At 67.7% G+C, this 25,279-nt stretch carries 24 protein-coding genes and 1 tRNA gene; 16 read left to right on the forward strand and 9 right to left on the reverse strand.

Translation table 11 applies throughout. The features are described from left to right. Nucleotides 1-20 precede the first annotated feature (20 nt). Nucleotides 21-785 (reverse strand): M90 family metallopeptidase, encoded by a 765-nt coding sequence (locus KF759_RS00770; RefSeq protein ID WP_291222279.1) that lies wholly within the window; start codon nt 783-785, stop codon nt 21-23. A gap of 36 nt (nt 786-821) precedes the next feature. After that, nucleotides 822-1,184 (reverse strand): hypothetical protein, encoded by a 363-nt coding sequence (locus tag KF759_RS00775; protein ID WP_291222281.1) that lies wholly within the window; start codon nt 1,182-1,184, stop codon nt 822-824. A 245-nt stretch (nt 1,185-1,429) separates the two neighbouring features. On the opposite strand from KF759_RS00775, the gene KF759_RS00780 reads away from it, so the two are divergent. The 4 genes from KF759_RS00780 to KF759_RS00795 all read left to right on the forward strand — a co-directional run bounded on the left by KF759_RS00780 (nt 1,430) and on the right by KF759_RS00795 (nt 4,022). Next, nucleotides 1,430-2,428 carry a biotin--[acetyl-CoA-carboxylase] ligase gene (locus tag KF759_RS00780; RefSeq protein ID WP_291222283.1) on the forward strand — a complete coding sequence of 333 codons (999 nt, stop codon included), beginning with the start codon at nt 1,430-1,432 and terminating at the stop codon, nt 2,426-2,428. Then, nucleotides 2,425-3,168, forward strand: a complete 744-nt coding sequence (locus tag KF759_RS00785; RefSeq protein ID WP_291222285.1) for a type III pantothenate kinase — start codon at nt 2,425-2,427, stop codon at nt 3,166-3,168. Before KF759_RS00780 ends, KF759_RS00785 begins: the two co-directional genes overlap by 4 nt. Before the next feature lie 72 nt (nt 3,169-3,240). Then, nucleotides 3,241-3,906 carry an SPOR domain-containing protein gene (locus KF759_RS00790; RefSeq protein WP_291222287.1) on the forward strand — a complete coding sequence of 222 codons (666 nt, stop codon included), beginning with the start codon at nt 3,241-3,243 and terminating at the stop codon, nt 3,904-3,906. A gap of 40 nt (nt 3,907-3,946) precedes the next feature. Then, nucleotides 3,947-4,022, forward strand: a tRNA-Thr gene (locus KF759_RS00795). 15 nt (nt 4,023-4,037) lie between these two features. Here KF759_RS00795 and fabG read toward each other — a convergent pair. From fabG to KF759_RS00810, 3 genes are all read right to left on the reverse strand, one after another. Then, on the reverse strand, nt 4,038-4,763 hold the full coding sequence (gene fabG / locus KF759_RS00800; RefSeq protein ID WP_291222289.1) for a 3-oxoacyl-ACP reductase FabG: 726 nt from the start codon (nt 4,761-4,763) through the stop codon (nt 4,038-4,040). Continuing rightward, nucleotides 4,763-6,829, reverse strand: a complete 2,067-nt coding sequence (locus tag KF759_RS00805) for a M13 family metallopeptidase (protein ID WP_291222486.1) — start codon at nt 6,827-6,829, stop codon at nt 4,763-4,765. The genes fabG and KF759_RS00805 overlap by 1 nt, the downstream gene beginning before the upstream one ends. A 113-nt stretch (nt 6,830-6,942) precedes the next feature. After that, nucleotides 6,943-8,088, reverse strand: a complete 1,146-nt coding sequence (locus tag KF759_RS00810; protein ID WP_291222291.1) for a hypothetical protein — start codon at nt 8,086-8,088, stop codon at nt 6,943-6,945. Between the two features lie 59 nt (nt 8,089-8,147). Here KF759_RS00810 and KF759_RS00815 point away from each other — a divergent pair, with 59 nt between their 5' ends. The 9 genes from KF759_RS00815 (at nt 8,148) to KF759_RS00855 (ending at nt 18,386) form a co-directional block, all read left to right on the forward strand. Next, on the forward strand, nt 8,148-8,699 hold the full coding sequence (locus tag KF759_RS00815) for a hypothetical protein (protein WP_291222293.1): 552 nt from the start codon (nt 8,148-8,150) through the stop codon (nt 8,697-8,699). A gap of 121 nt (nt 8,700-8,820) precedes the next feature. Beyond that, complete coding sequence (locus tag KF759_RS00820; RefSeq protein ID WP_291222294.1) at nt 8,821-10,188, forward strand: glycosyltransferase family 39 protein; 1,368 nt, start codon at nt 8,821-8,823, stop codon at nt 10,186-10,188. 64 nt (nt 10,189-10,252) lie between these two features. Further along, complete coding sequence (locus KF759_RS00825) at nt 10,253-11,014, forward strand: ABC transporter permease (RefSeq protein ID WP_291222296.1); 762 nt, start codon at nt 10,253-10,255, stop codon at nt 11,012-11,014. Between the two features lies 1 nt (nt 11,015). Continuing rightward, a complete protein-coding gene (locus tag KF759_RS00830; protein ID WP_291222298.1) occupies nt 11,016-11,723 on the forward strand; it encodes an ATP-binding cassette domain-containing protein in 708 nt (235 codons plus the stop codon). Then, on the forward strand, nt 11,720-12,010 hold the full coding sequence (locus KF759_RS00835) for a hypothetical protein (RefSeq protein ID WP_291222300.1): 291 nt from the start codon (nt 11,720-11,722) through the stop codon (nt 12,008-12,010). The genes KF759_RS00830 and KF759_RS00835 overlap by 4 nt, the downstream gene beginning before the upstream one ends. A 1-nt stretch (nt 12,011) precedes the next feature. After that, entirely contained in the window at nt 12,012-14,630 is a 2,619-nt protein-coding gene (locus tag KF759_RS00840) for a glycosyltransferase (protein ID WP_291222301.1), read from the forward strand. After that, nucleotides 14,630-16,201, forward strand: a complete 1,572-nt coding sequence (locus tag KF759_RS00845) for a glycosyltransferase (protein ID WP_291222302.1) — start codon at nt 14,630-14,632, stop codon at nt 16,199-16,201. The genes KF759_RS00840 and KF759_RS00845 overlap by 1 nt, the downstream gene beginning before the upstream one ends. Further along, on the forward strand, nt 16,198-17,241 hold the full coding sequence (locus tag KF759_RS00850; protein ID WP_291222304.1) for a GDP-mannose 4,6-dehydratase: 1,044 nt from the start codon (nt 16,198-16,200) through the stop codon (nt 17,239-17,241). Before KF759_RS00845 ends, KF759_RS00850 begins: the two co-directional genes overlap by 4 nt. Then, nucleotides 17,238-18,386, forward strand: a complete 1,149-nt coding sequence (locus KF759_RS00855) for a glycosyltransferase family 1 protein (protein WP_291222306.1) — start codon at nt 17,238-17,240, stop codon at nt 18,384-18,386. The genes KF759_RS00850 and KF759_RS00855 overlap by 4 nt, the downstream gene beginning before the upstream one ends. A 6-nt stretch (nt 18,387-18,392) precedes the next feature. Here KF759_RS00855 and KF759_RS00860 read toward each other — a convergent pair whose 3' ends face one another. Then, entirely contained in the window at nt 18,393-18,980 is a 588-nt protein-coding gene (locus tag KF759_RS00860; RefSeq protein WP_291222308.1) for a DUF937 domain-containing protein, read from the reverse strand. A gap of 253 nt (nt 18,981-19,233) precedes the next feature. Here KF759_RS00860 and KF759_RS00865 point away from each other — a divergent pair, with 253 nt between their 5' ends. From KF759_RS00865 to KF759_RS00875, 3 genes are all read left to right on the forward strand, one after another. Further along, entirely contained in the window at nt 19,234-19,587 is a 354-nt protein-coding gene (locus tag KF759_RS00865; RefSeq protein ID WP_291222310.1) for an Hpt domain-containing protein, read from the forward strand. Nucleotides 19,588-19,717: 130 nt separating this feature from the next. After that, nucleotides 19,718-20,638, forward strand: coding sequence for an arginase (rocF, locus tag KF759_RS00870; protein WP_291222312.1), 921 nt, complete (start codon nt 19,718-19,720; stop codon nt 20,636-20,638). A 141-nt stretch (nt 20,639-20,779) separates the two neighbouring features. After that, nucleotides 20,780-22,054 (forward strand): amidohydrolase family protein, encoded by a 1,275-nt coding sequence (locus KF759_RS00875; protein ID WP_291222314.1) that lies wholly within the window; start codon nt 20,780-20,782, stop codon nt 22,052-22,054. A gap of 144 nt (nt 22,055-22,198) precedes the next feature. Here KF759_RS00875 and KF759_RS00880 read toward each other — a convergent pair whose 3' ends face one another. From KF759_RS00880 to KF759_RS00890, 3 genes are all read right to left on the reverse strand, one after another. Further along, nucleotides 22,199-22,894 (reverse strand): glutathione binding-like protein, encoded by a 696-nt coding sequence (locus KF759_RS00880; RefSeq protein WP_291222316.1) that lies wholly within the window; start codon nt 22,892-22,894, stop codon nt 22,199-22,201. Nucleotides 22,895-22,943: 49 nt separating this feature from the next. Beyond that, a complete protein-coding gene (locus tag KF759_RS00885) occupies nt 22,944-24,494 on the reverse strand; it encodes an FMN-binding glutamate synthase family protein (protein ID WP_291222487.1) in 1,551 nt (516 codons plus the stop codon). Between the two features lie 146 nt (nt 24,495-24,640). Further along, the gene (locus tag KF759_RS00890) at nt 24,641-24,973 is read right to left on the reverse strand and encodes a hypothetical protein (protein ID WP_291222318.1); all 333 of its coding nucleotides are present in this window, start codon (nt 24,971-24,973) and stop codon (nt 24,641-24,643) included. Nucleotides 24,974-25,279 lie beyond the last annotated feature (306 nt).

Consider the following 25,279-nt stretch of genomic DNA (forward strand, 5'->3'; position numbering starts at 1 on the left):
TCGCAAGGCGGGCGCTGCGTTCAGGTCGATGCAGCCGCGTCGTAGTAGCGCCTGAGCAGTTTCGCCACCGCGGGCTCGGCACGCTCGAGCAAGGCCGGATCAGAGAAGTGCAACTCGCTCACCACCGCGAAGAATTCGTCGGCACTTTCGGCAGCATACGGATCGATGAGGCTGTCACGACCGCGTTCGACGACGACTGTCAGGCGATCGAAGGCCGCCTGCATGGTGGTGATCCATTCGCGTCGCGTGATTCGCGCTGGCAAGCGCGGCACGCCATCGGCCGCGCCTTCGAGCATGTCGAGCTTGTGGGCGATCTCGTGCACGACCACGTTGAAGCCATCGAAGGGATGCGCAAGATCGGTGGCGACGTCGGCCCACGACAGCACCAGCGGACCATGTTCCCAAGCCTCGCCGATGAGTTCGTCATCGCCTTCGGTGACCACGCCCGAAACTTCATCGTGATGCGTCCGGCGCACGCGGAACTCGCCGGGGTAGACAATCACCTCACGCCAGCCATCGAGCCAGCGCTCATCCAGATGCAGGATCGGCAGGCTTGCGAGTGCGGCGATTGCCAATCGCTGCGCATCATCGAGATCGTGGCCGGCGGCAGCGCTGAAGCGTTTGCGGGCGAGAAACCGCGCGCCAAGCTTGCGCAAGCGAGTCCGCGCCGCCGCGTCGAGACGATCGAACAGCGCGGAGGAAGCCAACAACGCCTGCCAGGCGCGGTCATCAATCGGGGCCAGCGCACCATGCGCCGTGGTCAAACGACGCCACCAAGCCCTCATGCGTGCATGTGCGGCGGCGCCACGGACACGCGGCGATTACTTGATCGCGCCGGGAACCAGCGATTGCCAGCGGTAGGTCGGACGCTTCGGGGAAAGCGTGGCCGGCGCCACCGGATCACCGCTTGCGGTGCCGGCATTCGCTGTCGTGGAAGCGTCCGCATCGACCGCCGCAGCGGCGGCCCGTGCGCCTGCCGCCAGGGGATTGCCCATCGTCTTGAGCGTCGCACCGCCACCACCGTCGCCGGGATCGACAAGGGTGCTGCGTGGACGTCCGTCATTGCAGTCGGTGACGGCATAGGTGGACGACGCAATTCCGCGCAGCCACATGCTTTGTGCGCTCGCATCGGCGGCAACGAGGCAGCCGGCGCCGGCCATCAGGGCAAGGATCAGCGTTTTCATGGGACGGGACTCCTGGCACATGCCGAGGAAGCAGCAATGCTCGCACGAGCGCGCCACCGACTCCATCGGACAGATGTAAAGGATTGCATGCACCATGCCAACCGTCCGAAACCGCGGAAGCGGCCTGTGGCGCGCTCTGCAGGCAATCGCTGGGTGTCCGGCGGACGTTGGCGGACAGCGCCGGACAGCGGGACCGCGGGACGCCGCGTACACTGCCGGCCCCATCGTCCGCGCCAACCGCTGCCATGACCGCTCCGCAATCCCGAGGCGATGCCTGCCCGCAGCGTGAATTGCTCGCGCTGTTGGCCGCGCAGCCGGCGGTTTCGGGCAGCGCCCTCGCCGCGCGTCTTGGGGTGAGCCGCGCCGCCGTGTGGAAGCAGATCGAACAATTGCGCGCCGCGGGGGTGGCGGTCAGCGCCAGCAATGCCGACGGTTATCGCCTGGATGCGCCATTCGAGTTGCTCGATGCCGACGCGATCGCCGCCGCCTTGCCCGCTGTGACGCGGCGCCGACTCGGCGGGCTCGACCTGCACTGGCGCATCGATTCGACCAACAGCGCGCTGTCGCGGCGGATCGCCGGCGGGCTGCCCGATCGCAGCGTGTGCCTGGCCGAATTGCAGAGCGCCGGCCGCGGTCGTCGCGGCCGCAGCTGGCAAATGCCGCCAGGCGGCGGACTTGCGCTTTCGTACTACCGCGTCTGCGAAGGCGCGATGGCGCGACTTGCCGGCCTGAGTCTGGTCGCGGGGCTCGCCGCACTCGAAGCGTTGCACGACTGCGGCGTCGACGGCCTGGGCCTGAAATGGCCCAACGATCTGTTCGCACGCGATGCCAAACTCGGCGGCATCCTCGTCGATCTTGGCGGCGAGGCGCTCGGTCCCTGTCACGCGGTGATCGGCATCGGCATCAACCTGCGCCTGGGCGAGGCTGCGGCGGCGATCGACCAGCCGGCGATCGATGTCGCCGCACTCGCAGCCCCGCCTTCGCGCAACCGACTTGCCGCACGACTCATCACCGCGCTCGACGACAAGCTCGACGGCTTCCTGCGTGAGGGCTTCGCAGGCTTTGCCGATGAATTCGCCCGGCATGACATGCTGCGCGGGCGCATGGTCGAGATCGAGCGCGGATCGCGCCGCGAGGACGCAAGGGCACTGGGTGTCGATGCGCGCGGCGCGCTGCGCGTACGTTTGGCCGATGGCGAGCAGAGCATCGACAGCGGCGAAGTGAGCGTGAGGTCGAGGGCATGAACCTGCTGATCGACTTCGGCAACACGCGCCTGAAATGGGCGCTCGATGATGCCGGCCTGTCCGCCATCCGTGGCACGTTCGCGCACGCGGGAGCGCTGCTCGCGGCGGTCCTCGACAGCCAATGGCAAGCCCTTCCGCGACCCGACGGCATTTTCGTCGCCAGCGTGGTCGACCCAGCCCGCGAACGCGAGTTGGCGGAGTTTGCCCGCCAGCGCTTCGGCCTTGCCATGCAGATCCTGCGCAGTCCTGCCGCGGCACTGGGCGTGCGCAACGCCTACGCCGAGCCGCAACGCCTGGGCATCGATCGATTCCTGGCGATGGTCGCCGCGCAGGCGCGTGCGCCGCGCGTGCAGGTACTCGCCAGCGTCGGCACCGCGCTCACCGTCGATGCCCTGCTCGCCGATGGCGAGCATCTGGGTGGCCTCATCGTGCCCGGCCCGACCCTGATGCGCCAAGCCGTGAGCGCCGGCACCGCGCGCGTCGATGCCGAGGATGGCCGCTATCGCGACTGGCCGAACTCGACCGCCGATGGCGTGGTCAGCGGCGCGCTGCAGGCAGCCGCGGGCGCGATCGAGCGCTTCCGTACCGCACTGGCGCGCCGGTCAGGCAGTCGGGTCGCACTGATCGTCAGCGGTGGTGGCAGCGAAGAATTGCTGCCGCTGCTGGAAGACGCCGAACACGGCCATGACCTGGTGCTGCACGGCCTGGCGCTGTGGGCGCGGCAGGCGTCGATCGCGTAAAGGCGTTCGCAACGCGAGTCACGAAGCGGCTTACAATCGCGGTTCGGCTCGCACCGGTCCCGTCCACGGCACATGTTCGTTCGCATCCTGTTTCTGCTCCTGCTCGCACTCAACATCGGCGCGGCGAGCTGGTGGTTTTTCGCCGCCAAGCGTGAGCCTGCGGCGCCACCGGCGACCGATCCGGGCGTGCCGGAGCTGCAGCTGCTTGCCGAACGCGACGCCGCCAACGAGCACACCGAACTCGACAGCGTGCCCGAGAGCGAAGCCGACCTTGCCAATGATGTCTGCCGCACGCTCGGCCCACTGTCGACCCAGGCCGACGCCCGCGCCGTGGCGAATGCGCTGCGACCCCTGGTCAAGCGCAGTCGCATGCGTGAAACCATTCAGACCCAGACCCGTGGTTACTGGGTGTATCTGGCCGCGGCGGCAAACCGCGAGGCGGCGCTCGCCAACGCCCGCGCGCTGGCCGACAAGAACGTGCGCGACTACTACGTGATCACCGCGGGCGACCAGCAGAACATGGTGTCGCTCGGCCTGTTCCGCGATCAGGGCAATGCCGAACGGCGGCGCGCGGAACTGGCCGCGCTCGGGTTTGCGCCGAAGATCGACTTGCGCAGCGAAAATCTGCCCTTGTACTGGATCGATTTCGCGCTGTCGGGCGAGAACCTGCCCGCCGACTTTGCCGCGCGCGTGCCGATTCCCTCTGGCGCCAACGTCGAAGCCACCGGTTGCTTCTGAGGGAATTCAACCAGGTTCAGCCTGCTACACTGCGCGCCGCGCCGCTTTAGCTCAGTTGGTAGAGCAACTGATTTGTAATCAGTAGGTCCACAGTTCGAGTCTGTGAAGCGGCACCAATTCCCGCCTCGGCATCAAGCCATGCCGCCGTTGATGCCGATCACCTGGCCGTTGATGTAGCCGGCCGCATCCGAGCACAGGAAGGCGACGAGCGCTGCGACCTCGCCCGGCGTGCCCGCGCGTGCAGCCGGCACCAGCGTCCTGATCTGCTCGGCATCGAAGGCCGCTGCACTCATCGCTCCGTCGATCACGCCGGGTGCCACCACGTTGGCGGTGATCGAACGCGAGGCCATCTCGCGGGCGAGCGAGCGCACCGCGCCATGCAAACCGGCCTTGGCCGCGGCGTAATTGGCCTGACCGCGATTGCCGAGTACCGCGGCGACCGAAGAGACCGCGACGATGCGCCCCCAACGCCGTCGCGCCATGGCCAGCAGCAAAGGTTGTGCGGCGTGGAAGAAGCCGTGCAGGGAGACGTCGATCACGCGCGTCCACTGTTCGGCGCGCATGCCGGCCAGCGGTGCGTCGTCATGGATCCCGGCATTGTGCACGAGCATGTCGATCGGGCCATGCTCGAGCTCGGCTTCGAGCAGCGCGCGCGTGGCTGCACCATCGGCGAGATCGAACACGATCGCCTCGGCCTGTCCGCCCGCAGCCTTGATCGCATCGACCACGGCCTGCGCGCGCGACACATTCGTGTTGGCGTGCACCAGCACGTGGCATCCCTGCGCCGCCAGCGCCTGCGCAATCGCGCCGCCGATGTCGCCACTGCCACCGGTGACGAGTGCGCGGCGCGTGTCCATCACCACACCTTCACGCGCTCGGCCGGCGCCAGATAGAGCTTCTGCCCGGGCTTGACCGCGAAGGCCGCATACCAGGGATCGAGATTGCGCACCGTGAGCGCACGGTACTGACCCGGCGCATGCACGTTGGTGAGCAGGAGGTTGCGCAGCGCCGGCTCGCGCATCTTGCTGCGCCAGGCCTGCGCCCAGCCCATGAACAGACGCTGGTCGGGCGTGTAGCCGTCGAGTGCCGCACCCGCCTCGGGATAGGCGAGGTGATAGGCGTCGTAGGCGGTGGCCAATCCGGCCACATCGGCGATGTTCTCGCCCAGCGTGAGCTTGCCGTTGACGGCGAGATCGGCGAAGGGCTTGTAGCCGTCGAACTGCGCGGCGAGCGCAGCGCCGGCTGCCTCGAAATGCGCAAGGTCATCCTCGCCCCACCAGTTGTCGAGCTTGCCGGTCTCGTCGAACAACGCGCCGGTATTGTCGAAGCTGTGGCTGATCTCGTGGCCGATCACTGCACCGATCGCGCCGTAGTTGACCGCGTCGTCGGCATTGGCATCGAAGAAGGGCGGCTGCAGGATCGCTGCCGGGAAGATCAGGCGGTTCTCGAGCGGCACGTTGAGCGCGTTGACTTCCTGCGGCAGCATGAACCATGCGTCGCGGTCGACCGGTTGGCCGAGCTTGCCGAGATTGCGCTGGTAGTCGAAAAGACTGGCGCGCTGCGCATTGCCCAACGCATCGTCGGCGCGCACGTCGAGCGCGGAATAATCGCGCCAGTGTTCGGGATAGCCGATGCCGACCTTGAGTCCGGCAAGCTTGGCCCTGGCGCGCGCCTTGGTCGGCGCGCTCATCCAGCTCAGCGCATCGATGCGCTTGCCGAATGCACTGATGATCCTGCCCACCATCGCTTCGGCACGCGCCTTGGTGCGCGGCGAGAAGTGCTGGGCAACATAGAGCTTGCCGACCGCGTCGCCCAGCGCGTGATTGACCTCGTCCACGCCGCGCTTCCAGCGTTCGCGCTGCGCGGGCGTACCCGACAGCGCCGTGCCGTGGAAGGCAAAGTGCGCATCGGCGAAGGCCTTGGGCAGATAGGGTGCGGCGTTGTCGAGGGTGTGGAAGGCGAGCCAGTCCTTCCAGGTCTGCAGCTCTTCCTTGCCGACGAGGTCGGCGATGCCGCTGACCGCTGCCGGCTGCCAGACGATGAATTGCGTCTGCACGTTGAGGCTGGCCGCATCGAAGAAGCGAGTCCAGTCGAGCCCGGGTGCGCGCTTGGCGAACTCGGACTGCGCCCATTCATTGGCACCCTTGCGGACATCATTGGTGTCGAGCTGGCTCGCATGAACGCGCGCGATCGCGGTTTCGAGTGAAAGGATGCGTATGGCCCTGGCTTCACCATCGGCGATGCCCGCGAGTTCGAACAACTGGGCGATGTAGGCGAGGTATTGCGAGCGCAACGTCTCCATGCGCCCGCCTTCGAGGTAGAAATCGCGGTCGGGCATGCCCAGGCCGCCCTGCACCAGATACGGAATGGTCTGGTCGGGTTTGAGCAGGTTCACCGAAATCCAAAGGCCGAACAGGTTCGAGGTGGTGTAGTTGGTGGCATTGAGCAGATCGACATCGGTGCGCAGCGAGCGACCCAGCGCCTGCGCGAGCATGCCCTTGTCCTTGATTGCCTCGATCGCCGCGAGCGGCGCCTTGAGTGGTTCGATGCCCCTGGCTTCGATGCCGGCCTCGTCCATGAAGGCGCGGTAGTAATCACCAATGCGCGCCGCATCGCCGCCCGCATCGGCCTTCGCCGCCGCGTCTTCGATGATCGCGCGGGTGTCCGCGAGTGCCTGCTCGCCAAGCACGCTGAAGCTGTTGTAGCTGGAACGGTCGGCGGGGATCTGCGTGTTCTTGACCCAGCTGCCGTTGACGTAGTCGAAGAATTCATCGCCCGGCGTGACTTTGTCGTCCATGCCCGCCAGATCGATGCCGAACTCGCCGAGCACGGCCTTGGGCACGGCCTTGGCGGCCTTGGCGGCCTGGTTCGGTGGTTCCGGGGACGAACAGGCAGCCAGGACGGCGCCGAGGAAGAGGCTCATGGCAGGAACGAGCAGGCGCATGGTCGGGACTCTCGACAGGAAAAGCCGCAAGCCTACGGACTCCGGCCCGGACGCGCAAAGCCGGTTCGCGCAAGGCGCCCTCTGGCGCGGACTCAAGGCCGCGATGGTGGCGCGCTCGAGCGCAGCGCCGCAGGTGCCGCGGTCTGAGCACGCTGGGCCGACAATGGAATGATGCCGACGCGGCGCGCGCGCGCGATGTCGATCAGCGCATAGTCGGGACCGTGGCGGCCATCGAGCCTTGCACTCGCACGACGCCAGCTGCGCTTGCCCGCTGCTCGCGCCGCGGCGAAGTTGTCCTTGGCGAGACGGCCGTGCAGGCCAAGCACGGTGGTTTCCAGATATTCCGCGCTGCCATCGGCGTTGCGATAGCCGACGAAGGCGTGACCGGGCACGAGCACGATGCGCGCAGCGAGCCCGAGCCGCTCGAGCACGGAAGCAATCAACACGCTGCCGTCGATGCAATTGGCGCGACGCTCGCGCCAGGCCTCGTCGGCCAGGCGCACGCGCTGGCTCCATACCACCGGCCCGCGCGACAGCGCTGGATCGCCGGCGTCATAGCGCAAGCCATGCCTCTCCAGCGCCCGCCATACCGCAGCGACGCTGCGCAAGGCCTGCGCCGAATCGCGGCCGGCGTCGCGCCAGTTCCAGGCCGGATCGATCTCGCCGGCCAGCGCGAGCACTGCATCGACGACCGGATCGTGCGGATCGACATAGCCGGCGAAGGCCCAGCCGAGGTCGACCTGCTCACTGCCCTCGCGGACGAAGTAGGGCACGTCATCCAGTGCGTGCATGCGCACCGGAATCTCGCGGATCTGGCTGCCTGCCGGTGTCGTCAGGGTGAACTTGAGCATCTGCGTGCGCACGTTGTCGACACCGCGCAGTTGCGCCGTGTCCCAGTCGAGATGGGGGTGCAGGTCAAGCTCGCTGCGGACCTCGCCCGGCGTCGCGCGCCATTCCACGCTGGCGGGGGCGACAAGGCCCGCCGTGTCCACGCGCAAGCGCAGTTCCGCAGGCAGGCGTCCGTGCAGCCGCACCGCGACCAGACCGCTGCCACCGCCGGGAGTCGCGCTGTTGCTGCGCGGCAATTGGGTAAGGTCGAGCACTGGGAACAGCTCGCCAGCGGGCGTGACTTCGACGGTCCAATCGAACGCAGACGCCAGCGCCGGGAGCGGCAGCCATCCTCCGCACAGGACCGCGACGAACAGGCGCCAGCTCCAGCGAGTTGCCAGCATGGTCATGGGGCGACTATCGTTGCGCCTTGCCTTGCTTGTCCAGCCTTCCGCCAGCGGAGTCAGCCGTGCGCACGCCCTCACTGATCATTCTCGCCGCCGCGCTGTGCGCGTGCGCCCCGTCCACGCCCGAAGCGCCCCCGGCCAAGGCACCCGAGGCCAAGCCGGTACCGGCGGCTGCCGCGGACAAGCCCGCCGAGCCCGTGGCCGCAGCACCGGCCAAGGAAGTTCCCGAAGGCGATTGCGGTGACCAGTCGGCTGTGGCTGCCGATCAACGCGTGGCCAATACCGCGCGCTGGACCACGGCCAGCGAGCAGAACAATTTCGGTTTCGACGTGTTCCGTGGCGATGCCCAGACGGGTCCGTTCACCAAACTCACCAAGGAGCCGATCCTCGGCGCCGGCACCTCGGACGAGACCCACAAGTACGAATACCGCGACGACAGCATCGATCCGTGCAAGGACTACTGGTATTACGTCGAGGGCATCACCACCAGCGGTTCGCACGAGCGATTCACGCCGACCTTTCATGCCCCGGCCAAGCGCCGCGCGCGCGGATCGGCTGCGACGCCCGCCCCGGCCAATCCGCCGGCACCGGCCGCGGTCGACGCCAGGCAGTGAGGCAAGGCCGGCCGGCACGGCCCGCAGTCGGCATCGGCTGCGCGGTGATGCCGCGCCGGTTTCAGGCTGACGTGGCGACTGCGCCGCGATGGCTGCGCACGCTGAATCCTTCCGGCGCAGCGTGAATCTGCGCGTTCGCCATCGCGCCGCGGCGTGGGCCTTCCTTGCCCTGTTCGCGCTGTCGCAGGCACTGCTGTGGTATGCGTGTTACGGCAATGGCGCCAAGACCCTGATCGGCGACGAGCAGGGCTATCAGAACACCGCGCTGGCGATTCTCGCCGGCGGGCCGTGGATGCCGAGTTCGATCTGGCCACCCTTGCAGCCGCTGCTGCTGGCGGCGCTGTATGCGCTGTTCGGTCCGCATGCCTGGGTCGCGCAGATCGCGCAGTCGCTGCTGTTGATCGGTTGCGCCGCCCTGATGCGCGGACTGTGGCGCGACCTGGGCGGCAGTGTCGCGGCGGCCAACTGGGGCGCGGCGCTGTTCCTGCTCAGCCCGCAGATCGCGGGCTTTGCCTTCTGGCTGTGGCCCGAGATTCCGCATCTGTTCCTGCTGCTGGCCGCCTTGCGCCTGCTCGCGGCAGCGCGGCGCAGTCCGGCGCGTGGCTGGATCGCAGCCGCTGCGGCAGGCGCCTGCGTGGGACTTGCCCTGCTCGCCAAGAGCCTGCTCGCCGCGTTTTGGCCGGCCTTCCTGCTGATCTTCGTGCGCCGCACCCGTCCGCGACTGGCCTGGCGCAACGCACTCGGCTTCGTGCTGGCTCTGGGCGTGGTCACGGCGCCGGCGCTGCTGCACGGCTGGCGCAGCTATGGCACGCCGATGATCGCCGACAGCTCGATCTACAACCTCTGGGTCGGCCTCACCGATCGGGCGCGCAGCGATTACGTCGCCGACATGGGGGGTGTGGAACTGCCGGCCTTCCTCGCCAGTGGCGCCACGCCGCAGGAACGCAACGCCGTGTATCTGCGCAAAGTGAAGGACTACGTGGCCGAGCACGGTGTCGTCACGGTCGCACTGGCCCAGATCGAACGGCAGTATTTCCGCCTGTTCAGCGCCAAGACCCTGCTCGTTTCGCAATTGCCCGGCCCGGCCTGCGCCGGACACTTGTCGGTCTATCACAGCCCGCCGTGGCTCACCCGCGTCCTGGCCCTGCTCAACGACGCCAGCCATGCGCTGATCCTGATCGGCGCCGCAATTGGCCTCGCCTGCTGGCGGCGCAAGTTCCACATGTTGCACCTCGTGGTCGCACTGCTGCTCGGCTACCAGCTCGCCTTGTTCGGACTCATCCACGTGAAAGCCCGCTTCCTGTTGCCGATGCTGCCGTTCCTGTGCGCGCTGTGCGGCGAGGTGCTCGCGCGCGTGCTCGCGCCGCGGCGTGACGATGGCGCACTCGCCCTGAGCATGCCGCGACTGGGCCTGGGCATGCTGTTGGCGGCGCTGTTGCTGCTGCTGGCCTTTGCCGGCCCTGCGCTCGATGGCTTGTGCACCGGCTAGGGCAACGCAGTGCGTGGCCGGCGGAATCGGCTATCCTCAGCGACCCCTGCTGCCCGCCCTGTCGATGCGTCGCCACCTGATCGAACTCATCCTGTTCAGCACCTATGCCGAGCTGCGCGCCGAAACCGCGCGCAATTATCTTGGCCTGATCTGGTGGATCCTTGAACCGGCGATGATGATGGGTGCGTTCTGGCTGGTGTTCGACGTGATCCTGAAGTCGGGCGGACCGGACTACATTCCGTTCCTGCTGATCGGCCTGTCGGTCTGGCAATGGATGAAGTCGTGCATGACCCACGGCGGCTACGCGATCTGGTCGAACCTGCCGATGGTGCGTCAGGTACCGTTGCCGCCACTGGTGTTTCCACTGATCGCGATGCTCTCGGATACGGTCAAGTTCGCTTTCATCTTCGCCTTGTTGGTGCTGCTGCTGTGGGCGCTGGGTTATCCACCCAATGGCAGCTATTGGGCCCTGCCGATCCTGTTTGGCGCGGTCTTTCTCGCCGCCGCCGGCGTCGGTTTCCTGATTTCGGCGCTGGTGCCGCTGGTGCCCGACCTGCGCTTCGTGATCGAACAGGTGTTGACGGTGGTGATGTTCCTTTCGGGCGTGGTGTTTCCGCTCAGCCAGGTGCCACCGAACCTGCAATGGCTGATGGCGCTCAATCCGGTGGCGGTGGTGATGGACGATGCGCGCCTGATCCTCATGCACAACCAGTTGCCCAACTGGGTCGGTCTGTCCAAGGTCTACCTGATCTCGATCGTGCTGTGCACCGTGGGTGTTTTGGCGGTGCGCAAGCTCGCGCCGCGCTTCCCGAAACTGGCAGGTTGAGATGAGCGAGATTCTGGTCGAACTCGAACATGTCGGTGTCGCCTTCCACGCCCAGCGCAGCCTCGGCGGTGGTCGCTTCTGGGCACTCGAAGACGTCAACCTGCAGTTGCGTCGCGGCGATCGCCTCGGCGTGATCGGACGCAATGGTGCCGGCAAGAGCACCCTGCTGCGCGTGATCGCGGGGATCCTCGAACCCGATCGCGGCAAGGTTCGCCGTGGCCCGGTGTCGTGCCAGTTGCTGGCCCTCTCACTCGGTTTCGTGCCCTACCTGTCGGGACGCGACAACGCGGTGCTCTCGGGTCTGCTGCTCGGCCTGCGCCGGCGCGAGATCATCGCGCGCCTGCCTGCAATTCTCGAATTCTCCGAACTCGGCGATTTCTTCGACCAGCCGATCGCCACCTACTCCGCCGGCATGAGCATGCGCCTGGCGTTCTCGGTGGCCATGCAGGCCGAGCCGGATGTGCTCTTGATCGATGAAGTGCTCGCCGTCGGCGATTCCGAGTTCCAGGAAAAATCGGGGGCGGCGCTGCGCGAGCGCATGCGCGAGGGCCAGACCGTGGTGCTGGTCAGTCACAGTGAAGAACAGATCAAGAGGCGCTGCGATCGCGTGGTGTGGATCGAACACGGCCGCAGCGTGCGCGAAGGCGCGCGCGACGAGGTGTTCGCCGCCTACAACGACGCCCTCCACCACGTCGCGGAGGCGGTGTGAGCGGGGCAGCGCCACTGCCCGACGTGCCGCGCATCGACGCGCTCGCGCGGCAACTGGCGCTGACGCCGCATGAATTGCTGGCGCTGACCGGCCTTCTTGCCAATCATCCCGACGAACCGCTTGACGCCGCGCGTCTGGCACAGGCATTGGCTTGCCTGCGGCAGGCGCCGCAGCCGGCCGCAGCGGCGGCCGACTTGTTGAAGTTGGGGTGGAGCGCCTACGTGCACGACGATGTCGATCGCGCGCTGCCGTCGCTGTGGTCGTCCGCCTGCGTGGATCGCGACTGAGATGCGCGGCGCGGCGCTCATCGTGCTCGCCTGGAACCAGTGGCCCACCACGCGCCGCTGCCTGGATTCGCTGCTCGCGACGCGACCGTTCGCCGCACGGGTGATCGTGGTCGACAATGGCAGCATCGACGAGACACCGCGCGAGCTCGCCGCCTACGCCGAACGCGTACGCATCGTGAGCCTGCCCGTGAATCTGGGTTTCGTGCGCGGCATGAACGCCGGCATCGCCGCCGCCGATGCCGATGACGATGTGGTGCTGCTCAACAACGACCTCGTGTTCAACCAACCCGACTGGCTCGAGCGACTGCGCGATGCTGCCTACGCCGCGCCCGACATCGGCATCGTCGGCTGCCGCCAGCGCGGCCCGCAGGAAAAACTCGTGCTCTATCACGCCGGCGGCTTCATCGAAGGCGAGGAGCTTTGGGGCCAGCAGACCGAATCGGGCAGCATGGAACGCGATGTCGCGCAGTACGTGACGGCGCGGCGCGTGCAGCAAGTGGCTTTCGCGCTGGCCTATCTGCGCCGCGATTGCCTGCAACGCATCGGCTTGCTCGACGAGGCGTTCCACAGCTATTTCGAGGATACCGACTACTGCCTGCGCGCGGCAGCGGCCGGCATCGCCACCGTCAGCGCCGGTGCGGTCACGGTGCGGCACGATCAGCATGGTTCGACCCGGGATGATGGCGGCTTCCGCCAAAGACTCTGGGCGGCCAGTCGCGCGACCTTTGCGGCGCGCTGGCAGGAACCGCTGCGCGCAATCCACCGCGGCGAAGTGCTGTGGCAGGGCTCGACCCGCGCGCCGTTCGCGCATGCGCATCTGGCGCGCCTGCTGGTGCGCCGGCTTGATGCGCGCGGTCTGCGAATGAGTTTCGCCGCGGTTGACGCCGAAGTCGCCGACCAGCAGGACCATCGTCTTGCGATCGCCACGCGCCGGCACTGGCCGACACCCGCCGACGCTGCCCTGGTGTGCGCCGATGGTGACTGCTTCCCGCAGGCGCGGGCGCGTCGGCGCCTGGCGCTGAGTTGGAGCGAATGGTCGCAGTTGCCTGCATCCTGGGTGCCCAATGCCAACGCACTCGACCATCTGTTCGTGCCCGACGCCTTTCAGCGCGAAGTCTTCCTTCGTGCCGGGGTGCGTACGCCGATCGAGATCCTGCCACTGGGCGTCGATGCCGATTACTGCCATCCCGCGGTGCCCGGCTTGCGCGATCCGCACGGGCGCTGCGTGTTCCTGTGCGTGATCGAAGACGAAGAGCGCGATGCGCCCGAACGAGTGCTCGGCGCTTTCTGCGCCGCCTTTGCCCGTGATGCGCTAGTGCTGCTGCTGTTGCTGGTGCGCCCGATGCCCGGCGCGCAGGCACTCGCGCAGCGGCTCGAACGCCAGTGTGCGGGCGATCCACGCATCCGCGTGCGCGGCAACTGGATCTGGCCCTGGCATCAGCGTGCGCAACTGCTGCGCAGCGTCGACGTGTATCTGAGTGCGCGGCGGGGCGCTGGTTACGATCCACTGGCCGCCGATGCCCTTGCCTGCGCGGTGCAACTGATTGCCGGTGATTTCGGCAGCAATGGCGAACTCGCACGCCGACAGGGTTCGGCCCTGCCAACCAGGCCTTGCCGCGATGCGCGCAGCGGCTGCGATTGGGCCGAGGTCGATTTCGAGGCCTTGGTCGAGGCCATGCGCGCGGCGCAGCGACGCACGCGCGAGACGGCCGAAATCGAAGCCGCGGCGAAGGCCTTTGCGCGCGCGCATTCCATCGAGGCGAGCGCCGACCAACTGGTCCGGCGCATCGAGGAACTGGCGGCCTTGCCACCGGCGCCGCCTGCGCCCACGCCGCATCGCCCGCTCGATCTGCAACGCCCACCCAGCGGCCAGCTTGTCGTGCTCGGCATGCACCGCTCGGGCACGTCCTGTGTCGCCGGCCTGATCGCACGCATGGGCGCACATGTCGGCCCGCAGCGCGATCTGCTCATCGGCCCGGACAATCCGAAAGGCCATTACGAATCGGGCCGACTGCATGGCGCCTGCCTGCGCCGGCTGGGCGATGCGGGCGGCGACTGGCGCAATCCCCCTGCCGAGGCGCCAACCGCCGCGGTCGATCGCTTCCGCCATACAGTCGGCGCGCTGATCGACGAATTCGATGCGCAGCGGCCGTGGCTGTTCAAGGAGCCGCGCCTGTGCCTGCTTGCACGCGAACTGTTGCCCTTGCTCACGCGACCGCTGTTCGTGCATGTGACGCGCGATCCGCACAAGGTTGCCGCATCGCTGAGCGCGCGCGACCGCATGCACCCCGCGCAGGCGCTCGCGCTGTGGGAGCGCTACACGCGCGAAGCGTTTGCCGCCAGCGCCGGCTGGCCGCGCGTGCTGGTCGATTACGACACGCTGTGTGCGCAGCCAATTGCCATCGCGCGCGAATTGTTCGAGCAATTGTGTGCGCAAGGTATCGAGGGCTTGAGCTGGCCCGGCGATGCGCAGGTGCTCGACTGGGTCGATGCACCGGCGCGAACATCGAACACGCCACTCGTCGCGATGACGTCTGCACAGCTCGCCTTGCAGGCCGCCATCGACGACCGCAGCATCCTCACGCACTACGACGCGCAAGCGCTGCGCGGAGCGGCCTGATGTTCGGTTTCCTGCGCCGGCGGCCACGGCCGCAGTGGATCGCACCGCTGCAGGACGCGCGTTGGGATGGTAGTTGCCTGAACCTGCAGGCCGAGCCGGGCACGCCTCACCTTGCGATCGAACTCGATGGCAGTCACTTCGATACCGTGAGCTGCGCCGCCGATGGCTCGGCGCGCGTCGAGTTCGCGTTCGCGCCCAATGGCAAGGAAGGTCTGAGCGTCTTGCCTCGCAGCGGGCGCGATGGCGCCGCGCTGTCGAACATGCCTGCATACCTGCTGCCCGGACAGGCCGGGTTCGCCACCGCGCCGCCACGCACACGCGCCTTGCGCCGCGTCGCCGGGGGTGCGCGCCCGGTGTCCTTTGGCACCGATGTCGCCGCACCCACCGTGAGCATCGTGGTACCGGTTTTCAATGCGCCCGACCTCGTCGCGCGTTGCCTCGCCAGCGTGATCGCGCACACCACCGGCAAGGCGCGCCTGATCCTCATCGACGATGCCAGCAGTGACGCGCAGATCGCGCCGCTGCTCGCTCGTTTCGGCCGCATTCCCGGCGTGCGCGTGCTGCGCAACGATCACAACCGCGGCTTCACCGCGACCGCCAATCGCGGCATCGCCGCAGCCGGCACCGACGATGTCGTGCTGCTCAACGCAGATACCGAAGTCGGGCCGAACTGGCTGCAAGGTCTGCGCCGCGCCGCGCTGGTCGAGTCGCGCGTGGCCACCGCGACTGCGGTGTCGGATAACGCCGGTGCTTTCTCGGTGCCCGAGCTCGAACAGGAAAATCCCGGGCCCGCAGCTTGGTCGCTCGAAGCCCGTGCACGCGCGCTGTGGCAACAGGCGGGCCTTGCCTATCCGCAATTGCCGACCGGCAACGGTTTTTGCATGTACATCCGTCGCGGCGTGATCGACGCGGTCGGCGCACTCGACGAAGTCGCCTTCCCGCAAGGCTACGGCGAGGAAAACGATCTCTGCCAACGTGCGGCGCAGGCGGGACTGGTCCATCTGATTGCAGGCAACGTCTACGTCGGCCACGCGCGCAGCGCCAGCTTCGGTGCGCAGCGTCGTGCCACGCTCGGCGCCGCCGGCATGGCGGTGCTGCGCGAGCGCTGGCCCGATTACGAGGCCGAGGTCGGCCGCAGCCTGCGCTCGTTCGCGCGCCGCGTGCTCGATTGGCGCGTGCGACGCGCATTTGCGGCGGCGACGGATTCCGGCTCACCGCGACCCCGTCTGCTTTGGGTCGGTGCCGGCGCGCCGCGCTGGAGCGATGCACAGGTCTGGAATCTGGTCGCCAACGACACCGAGAACGAATTGCTGGTCGACGGCGAAGTCATCGCGGCCAATACCTGGCAGGCGCACGATCCCGAGCCGTCCTACCGCGCGCTGTGGGACTGGCTGCAGGTGTTCGCGTTCGAGGCCTTGCTGGTTGCCCGCGCCGGTGACAGCGTTGCCGAGATTCTCGCCCGTCTGCTCGACATTCCCGTGCTTGTGGTTGCGCAGCCCTTTGCCGCAAGCGCGCGGGAAGCCCTCGCCGCCGGCATTGCATCGACGCGCAGTTTCCAGGAGAGCTTATGAGCTGGTCCCTGCGTCACGCCCTCGTCACCGGCATCAGCGGACAGGATGGCGCCCTGCTCGCCGCGCACCTGCTTGCGCGCGGCGTCGCCGTGACCGGCACTCAGCGCCCCGGCCGCACGCTCGATGACTGGCGCCTGCGCGAACTGTGCATCGCCGATGATTCGCGCTTGCGCATCGTTGCGCTCGATCCCACCGATGGCGGCGCCTGTGCGGAGCTGATCGGCGCGGGCGCATTCGATGCGGTGTTCCATCTTGCCGGCCAGTCGCGCGTGGCAGAGTCCTTCCGCGATCCGCTCGGCAGCCTCGCGGCCAATGGCCGCAGCACGGTCCACCTGCTCGAAGCGCTGCGCCTGCACGCGCCGCAGACGCGTCTGGTGCTCGCCGCGAGCGCCGAGATCTTCGGCGCGCCGGCGCAGGCACCGCAGGATGAAGGCACGCCGCTGGCCGCGCGCTCGCCCTATGGCGTCTCCAAACTGCTCGCCCACGCCAGTGTCGCCGCCTGGCGCGCGAGTTACGGCCTGCACGCGTCCAGCGCGATCCTGTTCAACCACGAATCGAGCTTGCGTGACGAAGCCTTCGTGACGCGCAAGATCACGCTCGGCGTCGCCCGCATCGCGCGCGGACTCGAGTCCGGGATCGTGCTCGGCAACCTCGATGCGAAACGCGATTTCGGTTATGCATCCGATTTCGTCGCCGCGATGGCGGCGATGGCGCAGCGTGAGTCGGCCGACGACTACGTGCTCGCCACCGGCCATGCCGCGAGCATCCGCGAGTTCGCCGGCGCGGCATTCGCCGCGGTCGGCTGCGCGCTCGACTGGCGGGGCCGCGGCGTCGAGGAAGTCGGCGTCGATCGCGCCAGCGGCGTGATTCGCGTGCGCATCGACGGCAGCCTGTTGCGCCCCTTCGATGCACCGCTGCTGGTCGGCAACGCGGCCAAGGCACGCGCCGCGCTTGGTTTCACGCCCTCACTCGATCTCGCCGCGCTCGCACGCACGATGGTCGAAGCCGATCTCGCCCGGCTCGATGCCGGCAGTGCATGAAAGTCGTCTTCAACGTCGATGCGATCACCGCGCCACTGACCGGGATCGGGCGCTACGCGCTCGAACTCGCACGCGGTCTCGCGCGGCACCAGGCGATCGAGGACCTGCGCCTGTACTCGGCCTATCAGTGGGTCGATGATCCCGCGCATGCATTGAGCGCCAATCGCACGATCGCGGCGGTGCGGCGCCATGTGCCGTTCAAGGCCGCTGCGCTGGAACTGTATTCGCTGCTGCGCTCGGGGCTGTTCCGCCTGCACACGCGCACACTCCACGGCTATCTGCTGCACACGCCCAATTATGTGCTGATGCCCTTCGACGGGCCTGCGTTCACCACGATCCACGACCTGTCGTGGCTGAACTTTCCGCAGGCACATCCGCGCGAGCGCGTGCGCTTTCTCGAACGCCACCTGCCGCGCACGCTCGAGCAAGCGGCCTGCGTGCTCACCGATTCGCAATTCATTGCCGACGAGATCGTGGGCAAGCTCGCGCTGCCGCGGCAGAAACTGCGCGTGGTGCCGCTGGGCGTGGATGGGCGCTTCCGGGCACAGCCGCGCGCGGCGTTGTTGCCGGTGCTGTCACGCTACGGCCTCGCCGACGAGGCCTATCTGCTCACCGTGGCCACACAGGAGCCACGCAAGAATCTGGTGCGCCTGCTGCGCGCCCATGCCGCGTTGCCGGCCGCGCTGCGTGCGCGGCATCGCCTCGTGATCGCGGGGGGACGCGGCTGGCTCAATGCCGATCTGGAACGCGAGATCGCGCCGCTGGAAGCCTGCGGGCAGGTGCGGCGGCTTGGCTATGTCGATGAGACCGACCTGCCGGCGCTGTACGCGGGCGCATATGCGTTCGCCTTCCCCTCGCTCTACGAAGGTTTCGGCCTGCCCGTGCTCGAAGCCTTCGCCAGCGGCGTGCCGAGTCTGACCTCGAGCGGCTCATCGCTCGCCGAGATCGCACGCGACACGGCCGGGGAGATCGCGCTGTGCATCGAGGCCACCGACGAGGGGGCCTTGCGCGATGGTTTGCGACGCCTGCTCGAGGATGACGGGTGGCGCGCGCAGGCGATCCCGCGCGGGATCGCCCATGCCAGCGGCTTCACCTGGTCGGCCTGCGTCGATGCAACGGTCGAGGCCTACCGCAGTTTCACTTGAAAGTGGTCAAGTGCGGCCGCGGCTGCCGAGAAACTGCGAACCGAGCTTGAACACGTCGGACAGGCCGAAACTGCCGTCGCCATCCTGGTCGAGCACCGAACCGAGCAGGCCGCCATGCTGACCCTGGCCCAAGCCCTGCAATTCGCGACCGAGCATGCCGCCGAGGCCGCCGGCATCCAGGCCCTGCTGCTGCTGCGCACGGCCCAGCGCGCCCATCACCAGCGGCGCAAGCATCGCCATCAAGGCGCCGGCATTGGCGCCGCCGATGCCGCTGGCTTGGCCGACCTGTTGCGCCGCCTGCTCCTGACGCTTGCCGAAAATATGGCCAAGGATCGCATCACCCTGACCGCCGCCGCCGAGCACGTTGCCGAGTATCGCGCCCAAATCATTGCCGGTGTGCGCGCCAAGCGCATTGCTGAGCGCATTGGCGCCGGCATCACTCGACGCATTGCGGGCAAGGCCGCCGACCACCACCGGCAAGGCCTGTGCAATCGCCGATTGCGCCTGTCCGGGGTCGATGCCGAGCTGGCTGGCAATCTTCTGCACGCTGGACGGGTCGAGCTGGCTGAGGATTTGATTGGTGAAGTCGCTCATTTCGGGTTTCCTCGTTCGAATCGGGTGGGCAACCACGCCCCAAGGGCATGCGCGACAGGCGCTCGACGGCCTTGCGTGCCGCAGCGAGGCAGTTGTCGGAGGTTTGCGGCCGATCATACGCGCAGCCTGCGCACGCGCCGCATGCAGTTGCCCTGCGGACACGAAAATTCATGGTCTTGCGCAGTCTCGTCAAACTTTGTCACGCCGCGGAAACAGCGGCGTTCTTGCGCATTTTCGGGGCTATATTGGCGCCATGCTGATGGTGTGGAATCGAACCTTGACCGGCAACGACCCGCAGATCGAAGCCCTGTGTCGTCGCTACATCGCCTCACTCGGCGACAAGCGCGCAGCGCTGGAATCGGCGTGGCGAGGCTGTCGCCCAGACGGTGACCGGGACGCAGGCTTGCGTGAGCTGGCCGCACTCGCCCATCGCCTGGCCGGATCGGCCGGCTCCTACGGCTTCGATGAATTGGGCCTGCAGGCACGCAATGTCGACCGTATCGCGAGCAACCTGCTTGCCAACGCGGCCCATCCCGACGGCCGCCATCTTGCGCACGAAGTGGCCACCTTGTTTGCTGCGATCGATTCGGCGCGAAGCCAGCGCTGATTTGTCCGCCGGCCGCAGGAAACGAGCCTGCGTTGCCATCCCGGCCAAGCCGATCAGGTGACGGAATTGGCCGATTCACCGAGAATGCGTGTCTCCCGCGCGGCACTGCGCGGCTCACGGATCACTCAGCATGCACAGCAAACCCGCGATTTCCCTGATCGGCGCACCCACCGACATTGGCGCCGCCGATCGCGGTGCCTCTATGGGTCCGGAGGCGCTGCGCGTCGCCGGCCTCGGCAGCGCGCTGGCCGCACGCGGCCATGATGTGATCGACCGCGGCAATGTCACCGGTCCGATCAACCCCTGGCAGCCGCCCAGCGACGGCTATCGCCATCTCGCGCAAGTGGTGGCATGGAATCAGGCAGTGATGGAAGCGGTCAGCAAGGAACTTGCAGCCAAGCGCCTGCCGATCATGCTCGGTGGCGACCATTGCCTGGCGATCGGTTCGATCAGCGCCGTGGCCCGGCATTGCCGCAGTCAGGGCAAGCGCCTGACCGTGCTCTGGCTCGATGCGCACGCCGATTTCAACACCGCCTCGATCACGCCTTCGGGCAACATCCACGGCATGCCGGTGGCCTGCCTGTGCGGATTCGGACCGAATGCGCTCACCGAGCTGGGCGGCGACGCACCCCAGCTCGAGCCCGGCCAGATCCGCCAGATCGGCATCCGCTCGGTGGACCTCGACGAGAAGCGGCTCGTGCATGATGTCGGCCTGGACATTTACGACATGCGCTACATCGACGAGGTCGGCATGCGCCGGGTGATGGAAGAAGCATTGCGCGGCCTCGGCGACAACAGTCACCTGCACGTGAGTTTCGATGTCGACTTCCTCGACCCCTCGATCGCGCCGGGCGTGGGTACGACCGTGCCCGGCGGCCCGACCTATCGCGAAGCGCAACTGTGCATGGAAATGATTGCCGACTGCGGACGCCTCGGTTCACTCGACATCGTCGAACTCAATCCCGCGCTGGACACTCGCAACCGGACGGCCATTCTCGCGGTCGATCTGGTTGAAAGCCTGTTTGGCAAGTCGACCCTGATGCGCGATTGAACGGGACACCTGAAGTGCCCCGCGACCATCGCCCGCACGCCACTGCCTGAAGGTCACACCATGAAGTCATCCGCCCATGCCTGCGCCCCGCTCCCGTTGCACGCGACAGGGTCGCGGCTGGCGCGCGCGGGATGGTGCGCCGTGCCGACACGACTGGCGCTGGGCGCATGCGTGGCGATCCTGCCCTGCGCGGCGGGCGCCGCGACCAGCCACGTGCGCGCGGGTACGCTGGTGGACACCGAGCATGGCCGCGTGCTCAAGGACCAGTTGATCACGATCGTCGATGGACGCGTCAGTGCGGTGGCGCCGTTCACCCACGCACCGACGGATGGGCCACTGCTGGACTGGTCGGACAAGCAGGTGTTGCCGGGCCTGATCGACATGCACACCCACCTGGCCGACTACGGCACGACCTCGAACGTGGCCGAACCCTTGCTGCATTCCCAGGCGGCACTCGCACTCAAGGGCGCCGCCAACGCGCGCCTCACCCTGCTGGCGGGATTCACGACGGTGCGCGACGCGGGCACCTATCGCGCGTTCACCGACGTCGCGCTGCGTGATGCGATCGCCGCCGGGCAGGTCGAGGGACCACGCATGTTTGTCGCCGGCGCCTATATCACCACGCCCGGTGGCGGCGGCACGGTATCCGGCTTCGCGCCGGACGTGCAGGTGCCCGCGTCGATGGAAGCAGGCGTCGTGCGCAGCGCCGAGGAGGCGCGCGAGAAGACGCGCTACCTGTTCCAGAACGGCGCCGACTTCATCAAGATGATCGCCACCGGCGCGGTGCTCACCGTCGGCACCGAGCCGGGCCAGCCCGAGCTCTCGTTCGAGGAGATGAAGGCCGCCTGCGACGAGGCCGCGCTGCACGGCAGCTACTGCATCGCCCATGCGCATGGCGCGGCAGGCATCAAGAGCGCGATACGCGCCGGCGCGCGTTCGATCGAGCATGCCTCGCTGATCGACGATGAAGGCATCGCCCTGGCCAAGGCCAAGGGCGTGTGGCTGGACATGGACATCTACGATGGTGACTACATCGAGGAATCGGGTACGCGCCAGGGTTGGGATGCCGGCTACCTGCGCAAGAACCGCGAAGTCACCCAGCTCCAGCGCGATGGTTTCAGCAAGGCGCTCAAGGCCGGCGTCAAGCTCAGCTACGGCACCGACGCCGGCGTGTACCCCTATGGCTGGAATGCGCGCCAGTTCGCCTACATGGTCAAGTACGGCATGACGCCGATGCAGGCGATCCAGTCGGCGACAATCAACGCCGCGCAGCTCCTGCGCGCTTCCGCGGACGTCGGCGCGCTCAGCCCCGGCCACTACGCCGACATGATCGCGATCGATGGCGACGCGACCAGGGATGTGCGCCTGCTGGAAAACGTCCAGCATGTGATGAAGGCCGGCGTGCTGGTGAAGTGAGGCGGGTTCGCCGGCGCCGGCCGGATCCGGGCGCGGCTGACGAAGCGCGCGCCTGCGCACGGTTGCCGTGGTCGGTGCAGGCGCGGGCGTTTGCACAGCTAGCCGGCCAGGCTGCGCGCGCGGCGGCCAAACCCGGCCGCGATCTCAGCGCGGCCCCTGTCCGAACAGGATCTTCTTCTCCGCATCGCTCAGCGGCTGGCCGGCCTGCGGATTGACCGTCGCCGCCCGCGCATAGGCGCGCTGCGTGGCCGGCCGCGCGGCGATCGAGGCGTGCCAGCGGCGCAGGTTGGCGAAGGGCTCGAGATCGAGCGGCGCCCTGGTGTAGGGGTTGATCCACGGATAGCAGGCCATGTCGGCGATGGTGTAGTCATCGCCCGTGATGAAGGCGCGACCGTTCAACTGCTTGTCGAGCACGCCGAGCAAACGCTGCACCTCGCGCGTGTAGCGTTCGATCGCATAGGGGATTGTTTCGGGCGCATAGACATTGAAATGTCCGTATTGCCCGGTCATCGGACCGAGCCCGCCAACCTGCCAGAACAACCATTCGTTGACGCGCGCGTGTGCGCGCACGTCGGCTGGCAGGAACTGCCGCGTCTTGTGGGCCAGATACAGCAGGATCGCGCCGGATTCGAACACGCTGATCGGCTCGCCCCCATCGGCCGGCGCGTGATCGATGATTGCCGGAATCTTGTTGTTGGGCGAGATTGCGAGGAACTCCGGCGTGAACTGTGCACCCTTGCCGATGTCGATCGGATGCAGCTCGTAGTCGAGCGCGGCCTCTTCGAGAAACAGGGTGATCTTGTGGCCATTGGGCGTGGGCCAATAATAAAGATCGATCACGGTGCGGAACTCCTGTGCAGGGCTTGACGTCGGATCAGGCTCGCGCGCATCACACCACCTTGCTGGAGCGCGCTCGCACGAAGGCAGCCGGCGGCGCGAAGCTGTCGGCACGTGCCTGCGCCCAGAAGCGCTGGAACACCGCATGCTCGGGCAAGCGCTCGCCGAGCAACTCGCCCGGTTCGAGGAAGCGATACAGCGTGGCGATCGAACGTATTTCGTGCGGGGAAACGCGGCGCATCACGTGTTCGGGACCCAGCTCACTCGGGTGCGACAGGCCGGCCGCCTGCAACAAGTCCCGCAAGGCATGCACGGTGTTGCGCTGGAAGTTCGCCACGCGCGTGGCCTTGTCGGGCACGTCGAGCTTTTTCCAGCGACCTTCGTCCTGGGTGGTGATGCCGGTCGGGCAGCGGTTGGTGTGGCAGGCCTTGGCCTGGATGCAGCCGAGCGCAAACATGAAGCCGCGCGCGGCATTGCACCAGTCGGCACCGATTGCGAGCGTGCGCGCGAGGTCGTTGGCGGTAATGATCTTGCCCGCCGCACCGACGCGGATCTGCTCGCGCAGATTCAAGCCGACCAGGGTGTTGTGGACGAGCATGAGACCTTCGCGCAAGGGGCCGCCGACATGATCGACAAACTCCATCGGCGCCGCACCCGTGCCACCCTCGCCGCCATCGACGACGATGAAATCGGGCAGGATTCCGGTGCTGCTCATCGCCTTGGCGATGCCGAACCACTCCCAGGGATGGCCGACCGCGAGCTTGAAGCCGGTCGGCTTGCCGCCCGAAAGTTCGCGCAGGCGGTCGACGAAGCGCAACAGGCCCTCGGGCGTGTCGAAGGCGGAATGACTCGACGGCGAGATGCAATCCTCGCCCATCGGCACGCCGCGCGCGGCGGCGATTTCAGCATTGACCTTGGCCGCCGGCAGCACGCCACCGTGGCCGGGCTTGGCGCCTTGCGAGAGTTTGATCTCGATCATCTTGACCTGCTCGAGCACGGCGCGCTCGATGAACTTCGCCTCGCTGAACACGCCGGCGCGTTCGCAGGCGCCGAAATAGCCCGACCCGAGCTCCCAGACGATGTCACCGCCGTTCTCGCGGTGGTAGCTCGACAACGAGCCTTCCCCGGTGTCGTGATAGAAGCCGCCTCGGCGCGCACCCTCGTTGAGCGCGCGGATCGCGTTCGGCGACAAGGCGCCGAAGCTCATCGCCGATATGTTGAACACGCTCGCCGAATACGGCTTGCGGCATTGCGCGCCGCCGATTGCAATGCGGAAATCGGGATTGTCGATCGTGCTCGGCGCAATCGAATGGTTGAGCCATTCGTAGCGCTCGGCGTACATGTCCAGTTCGCTGCCGAACGGTCGCACGTCCGACACGGCCTTGGCGCGCTGGTAGACCACCGCACGCTGGGCCTGCGAAAACGGCACCTCCTCGTTGTCGGCCTCGACGATGTACTGGCGCAACATCGGGCGGAAATACTCGAACAGGAAGCGGATGTGGCAGCTGAGCGGAAAATTGCGACGCAGGGTCGAACGCTTCTGGGCGAGATCAACCACCCCCACCAGCACCAGGGCTGCGGACACCAGCCCGAGCACCTGCATGGCCAGTCCCTGACGCCAGCAGGCAAGCGCGAGCACGCACACCGCAATGCAGGCGGCAAACGGGATATAGCGTGAGGGCAGAACGCTCATCGGCAACTCCGGATTCGGACAGGCTCGAACCACGAGCATAGTCGATCGCCCGCCCGCTACACTTCAACCATGCACGACGAAGGCACGCCCGCACCGCCGCCCCGGCGCCGCAGCAGCAAACCCGCTGGCGAAGGCGACACGCCGCGCGCGCGCACCGCGCCGCGCAAATCGGCAGCGGCGGCCGGTGCTGCCGAGGGCGAGGCATCGCCGACCCCGCGCGCACCACGCAAGCGCGCCGCGGCCAGTGCGAGCGATGGCGCAGCCAAACCGCGCGCGACCAGACGGCGCAAGGATGATGCGCCCGAGTTGCCGGGCATCGGGCCGGCGCCCGCGATCGCCTCCGCGTCGCGCAGCGTCGAAGCAGCACCCGCACCCGCTTCGACTTCCACCGCCAGCACGCCAGCGGACGCGGCGCTTGCGCCCGCTGCAAAAGCTTCCCCGCCCTCGATTCCGGCCGCGGTGAGGCCGAGTCATGCGCAGACTCCGCCCCGCGCAAATCCCGTGGCGCGCGCGTCGGCACCGCCACCGCCCCCCACTGCGACGCCGGCGAGTCCCGCGCCAACACTTGCAGCACAACCGTCACCGACTGCGACTGCGGCTCCGAATCCGAATCAGAAACCGGCTGCGCCGCGTCCTGCACAAGCTCCGCTCCATGCAAGCCCCGCGGCGCGCGCGCCGACGCCGGCAAGCTCCGC

It is taken from the genome of Dokdonella sp. (genome assembly GCF_019634815.1).
Lineage (GTDB): Bacteria > Pseudomonadota > Gammaproteobacteria > Xanthomonadales > Rhodanobacteraceae > Dokdonella_A.

Bases quoted from the DNA above. Each gene is read 5' to 3' on its own strand.
- KF759_RS00770 (WP_291222279.1), bottom strand. From the start codon at position 785: ATGAGGGCTTGGTGGCGTCGTTTGACCACGGCGCATGGTGCGCTGGCC.
- KF759_RS00775 (WP_291222281.1), bottom strand. From the start codon at position 1,184: ATGAAAACGCTGATCCTTGCCCTGATGGCCGGCGCCGGCTGCCTCGTT.
- KF759_RS00780 (WP_291222283.1), top strand. From the start codon at position 1,430: ATGACCGCTCCGCAATCCCGAGGCGATGCCTGCCCGCAGCGTGAATTG.
- KF759_RS00785 (WP_291222285.1), top strand. From the start codon at position 2,425: ATGAACCTGCTGATCGACTTCGGCAACACGCGCCTGAAATGGGCGCTC.
- KF759_RS00790 (WP_291222287.1), top strand. From the start codon at position 3,241: ATGTTCGTTCGCATCCTGTTTCTGCTCCTGCTCGCACTCAACATCGGC.
- fabG (WP_291222289.1), bottom strand. From the start codon at position 4,763: ATGGACACGCGCCGCGCACTCGTCACCGGTGGCAGTGGCGACATCGGC.
- KF759_RS00805 (WP_291222486.1), bottom strand. From the start codon at position 6,829: ATGAGCCTCTTCCTCGGCGCCGTCCTGGCTGCCTGTTCGTCCCCGGAA.
- KF759_RS00810 (WP_291222291.1), bottom strand. From the start codon at position 8,088: ATGACCATGCTGGCAACTCGCTGGAGCTGGCGCCTGTTCGTCGCGGTC.
- KF759_RS00825 (WP_291222296.1), top strand. From the start codon at position 10,253: ATGCGTCGCCACCTGATCGAACTCATCCTGTTCAGCACCTATGCCGAG.
- KF759_RS00830 (WP_291222298.1), top strand. From the start codon at position 11,016: ATGAGCGAGATTCTGGTCGAACTCGAACATGTCGGTGTCGCCTTCCAC.
- KF759_RS00840 (WP_291222301.1), top strand. From the start codon at position 12,012: ATGCGCGGCGCGGCGCTCATCGTGCTCGCCTGGAACCAGTGGCCCACC.
- KF759_RS00845 (WP_291222302.1), top strand. From the start codon at position 14,630: ATGTTCGGTTTCCTGCGCCGGCGGCCACGGCCGCAGTGGATCGCACCG.
- KF759_RS00850 (WP_291222304.1), top strand. From the start codon at position 16,198: ATGAGCTGGTCCCTGCGTCACGCCCTCGTCACCGGCATCAGCGGACAG.
- KF759_RS00855 (WP_291222306.1), top strand. From the start codon at position 17,238: ATGAAAGTCGTCTTCAACGTCGATGCGATCACCGCGCCACTGACCGGG.
- KF759_RS00860 (WP_291222308.1), bottom strand. From the start codon at position 18,980: ATGAGCGACTTCACCAATCAAATCCTCAGCCAGCTCGACCCGTCCAGC.
- KF759_RS00865 (WP_291222310.1), top strand. From the start codon at position 19,234: ATGCTGATGGTGTGGAATCGAACCTTGACCGGCAACGACCCGCAGATC.
- rocF (WP_291222312.1), top strand. From the start codon at position 19,718: ATGCACAGCAAACCCGCGATTTCCCTGATCGGCGCACCCACCGACATT.
- KF759_RS00885 (WP_291222487.1), bottom strand. From the start codon at position 24,494: ATGCAGGTGCTCGGGCTGGTGTCCGCAGCCCTGGTGCTGGTGGGGGTG.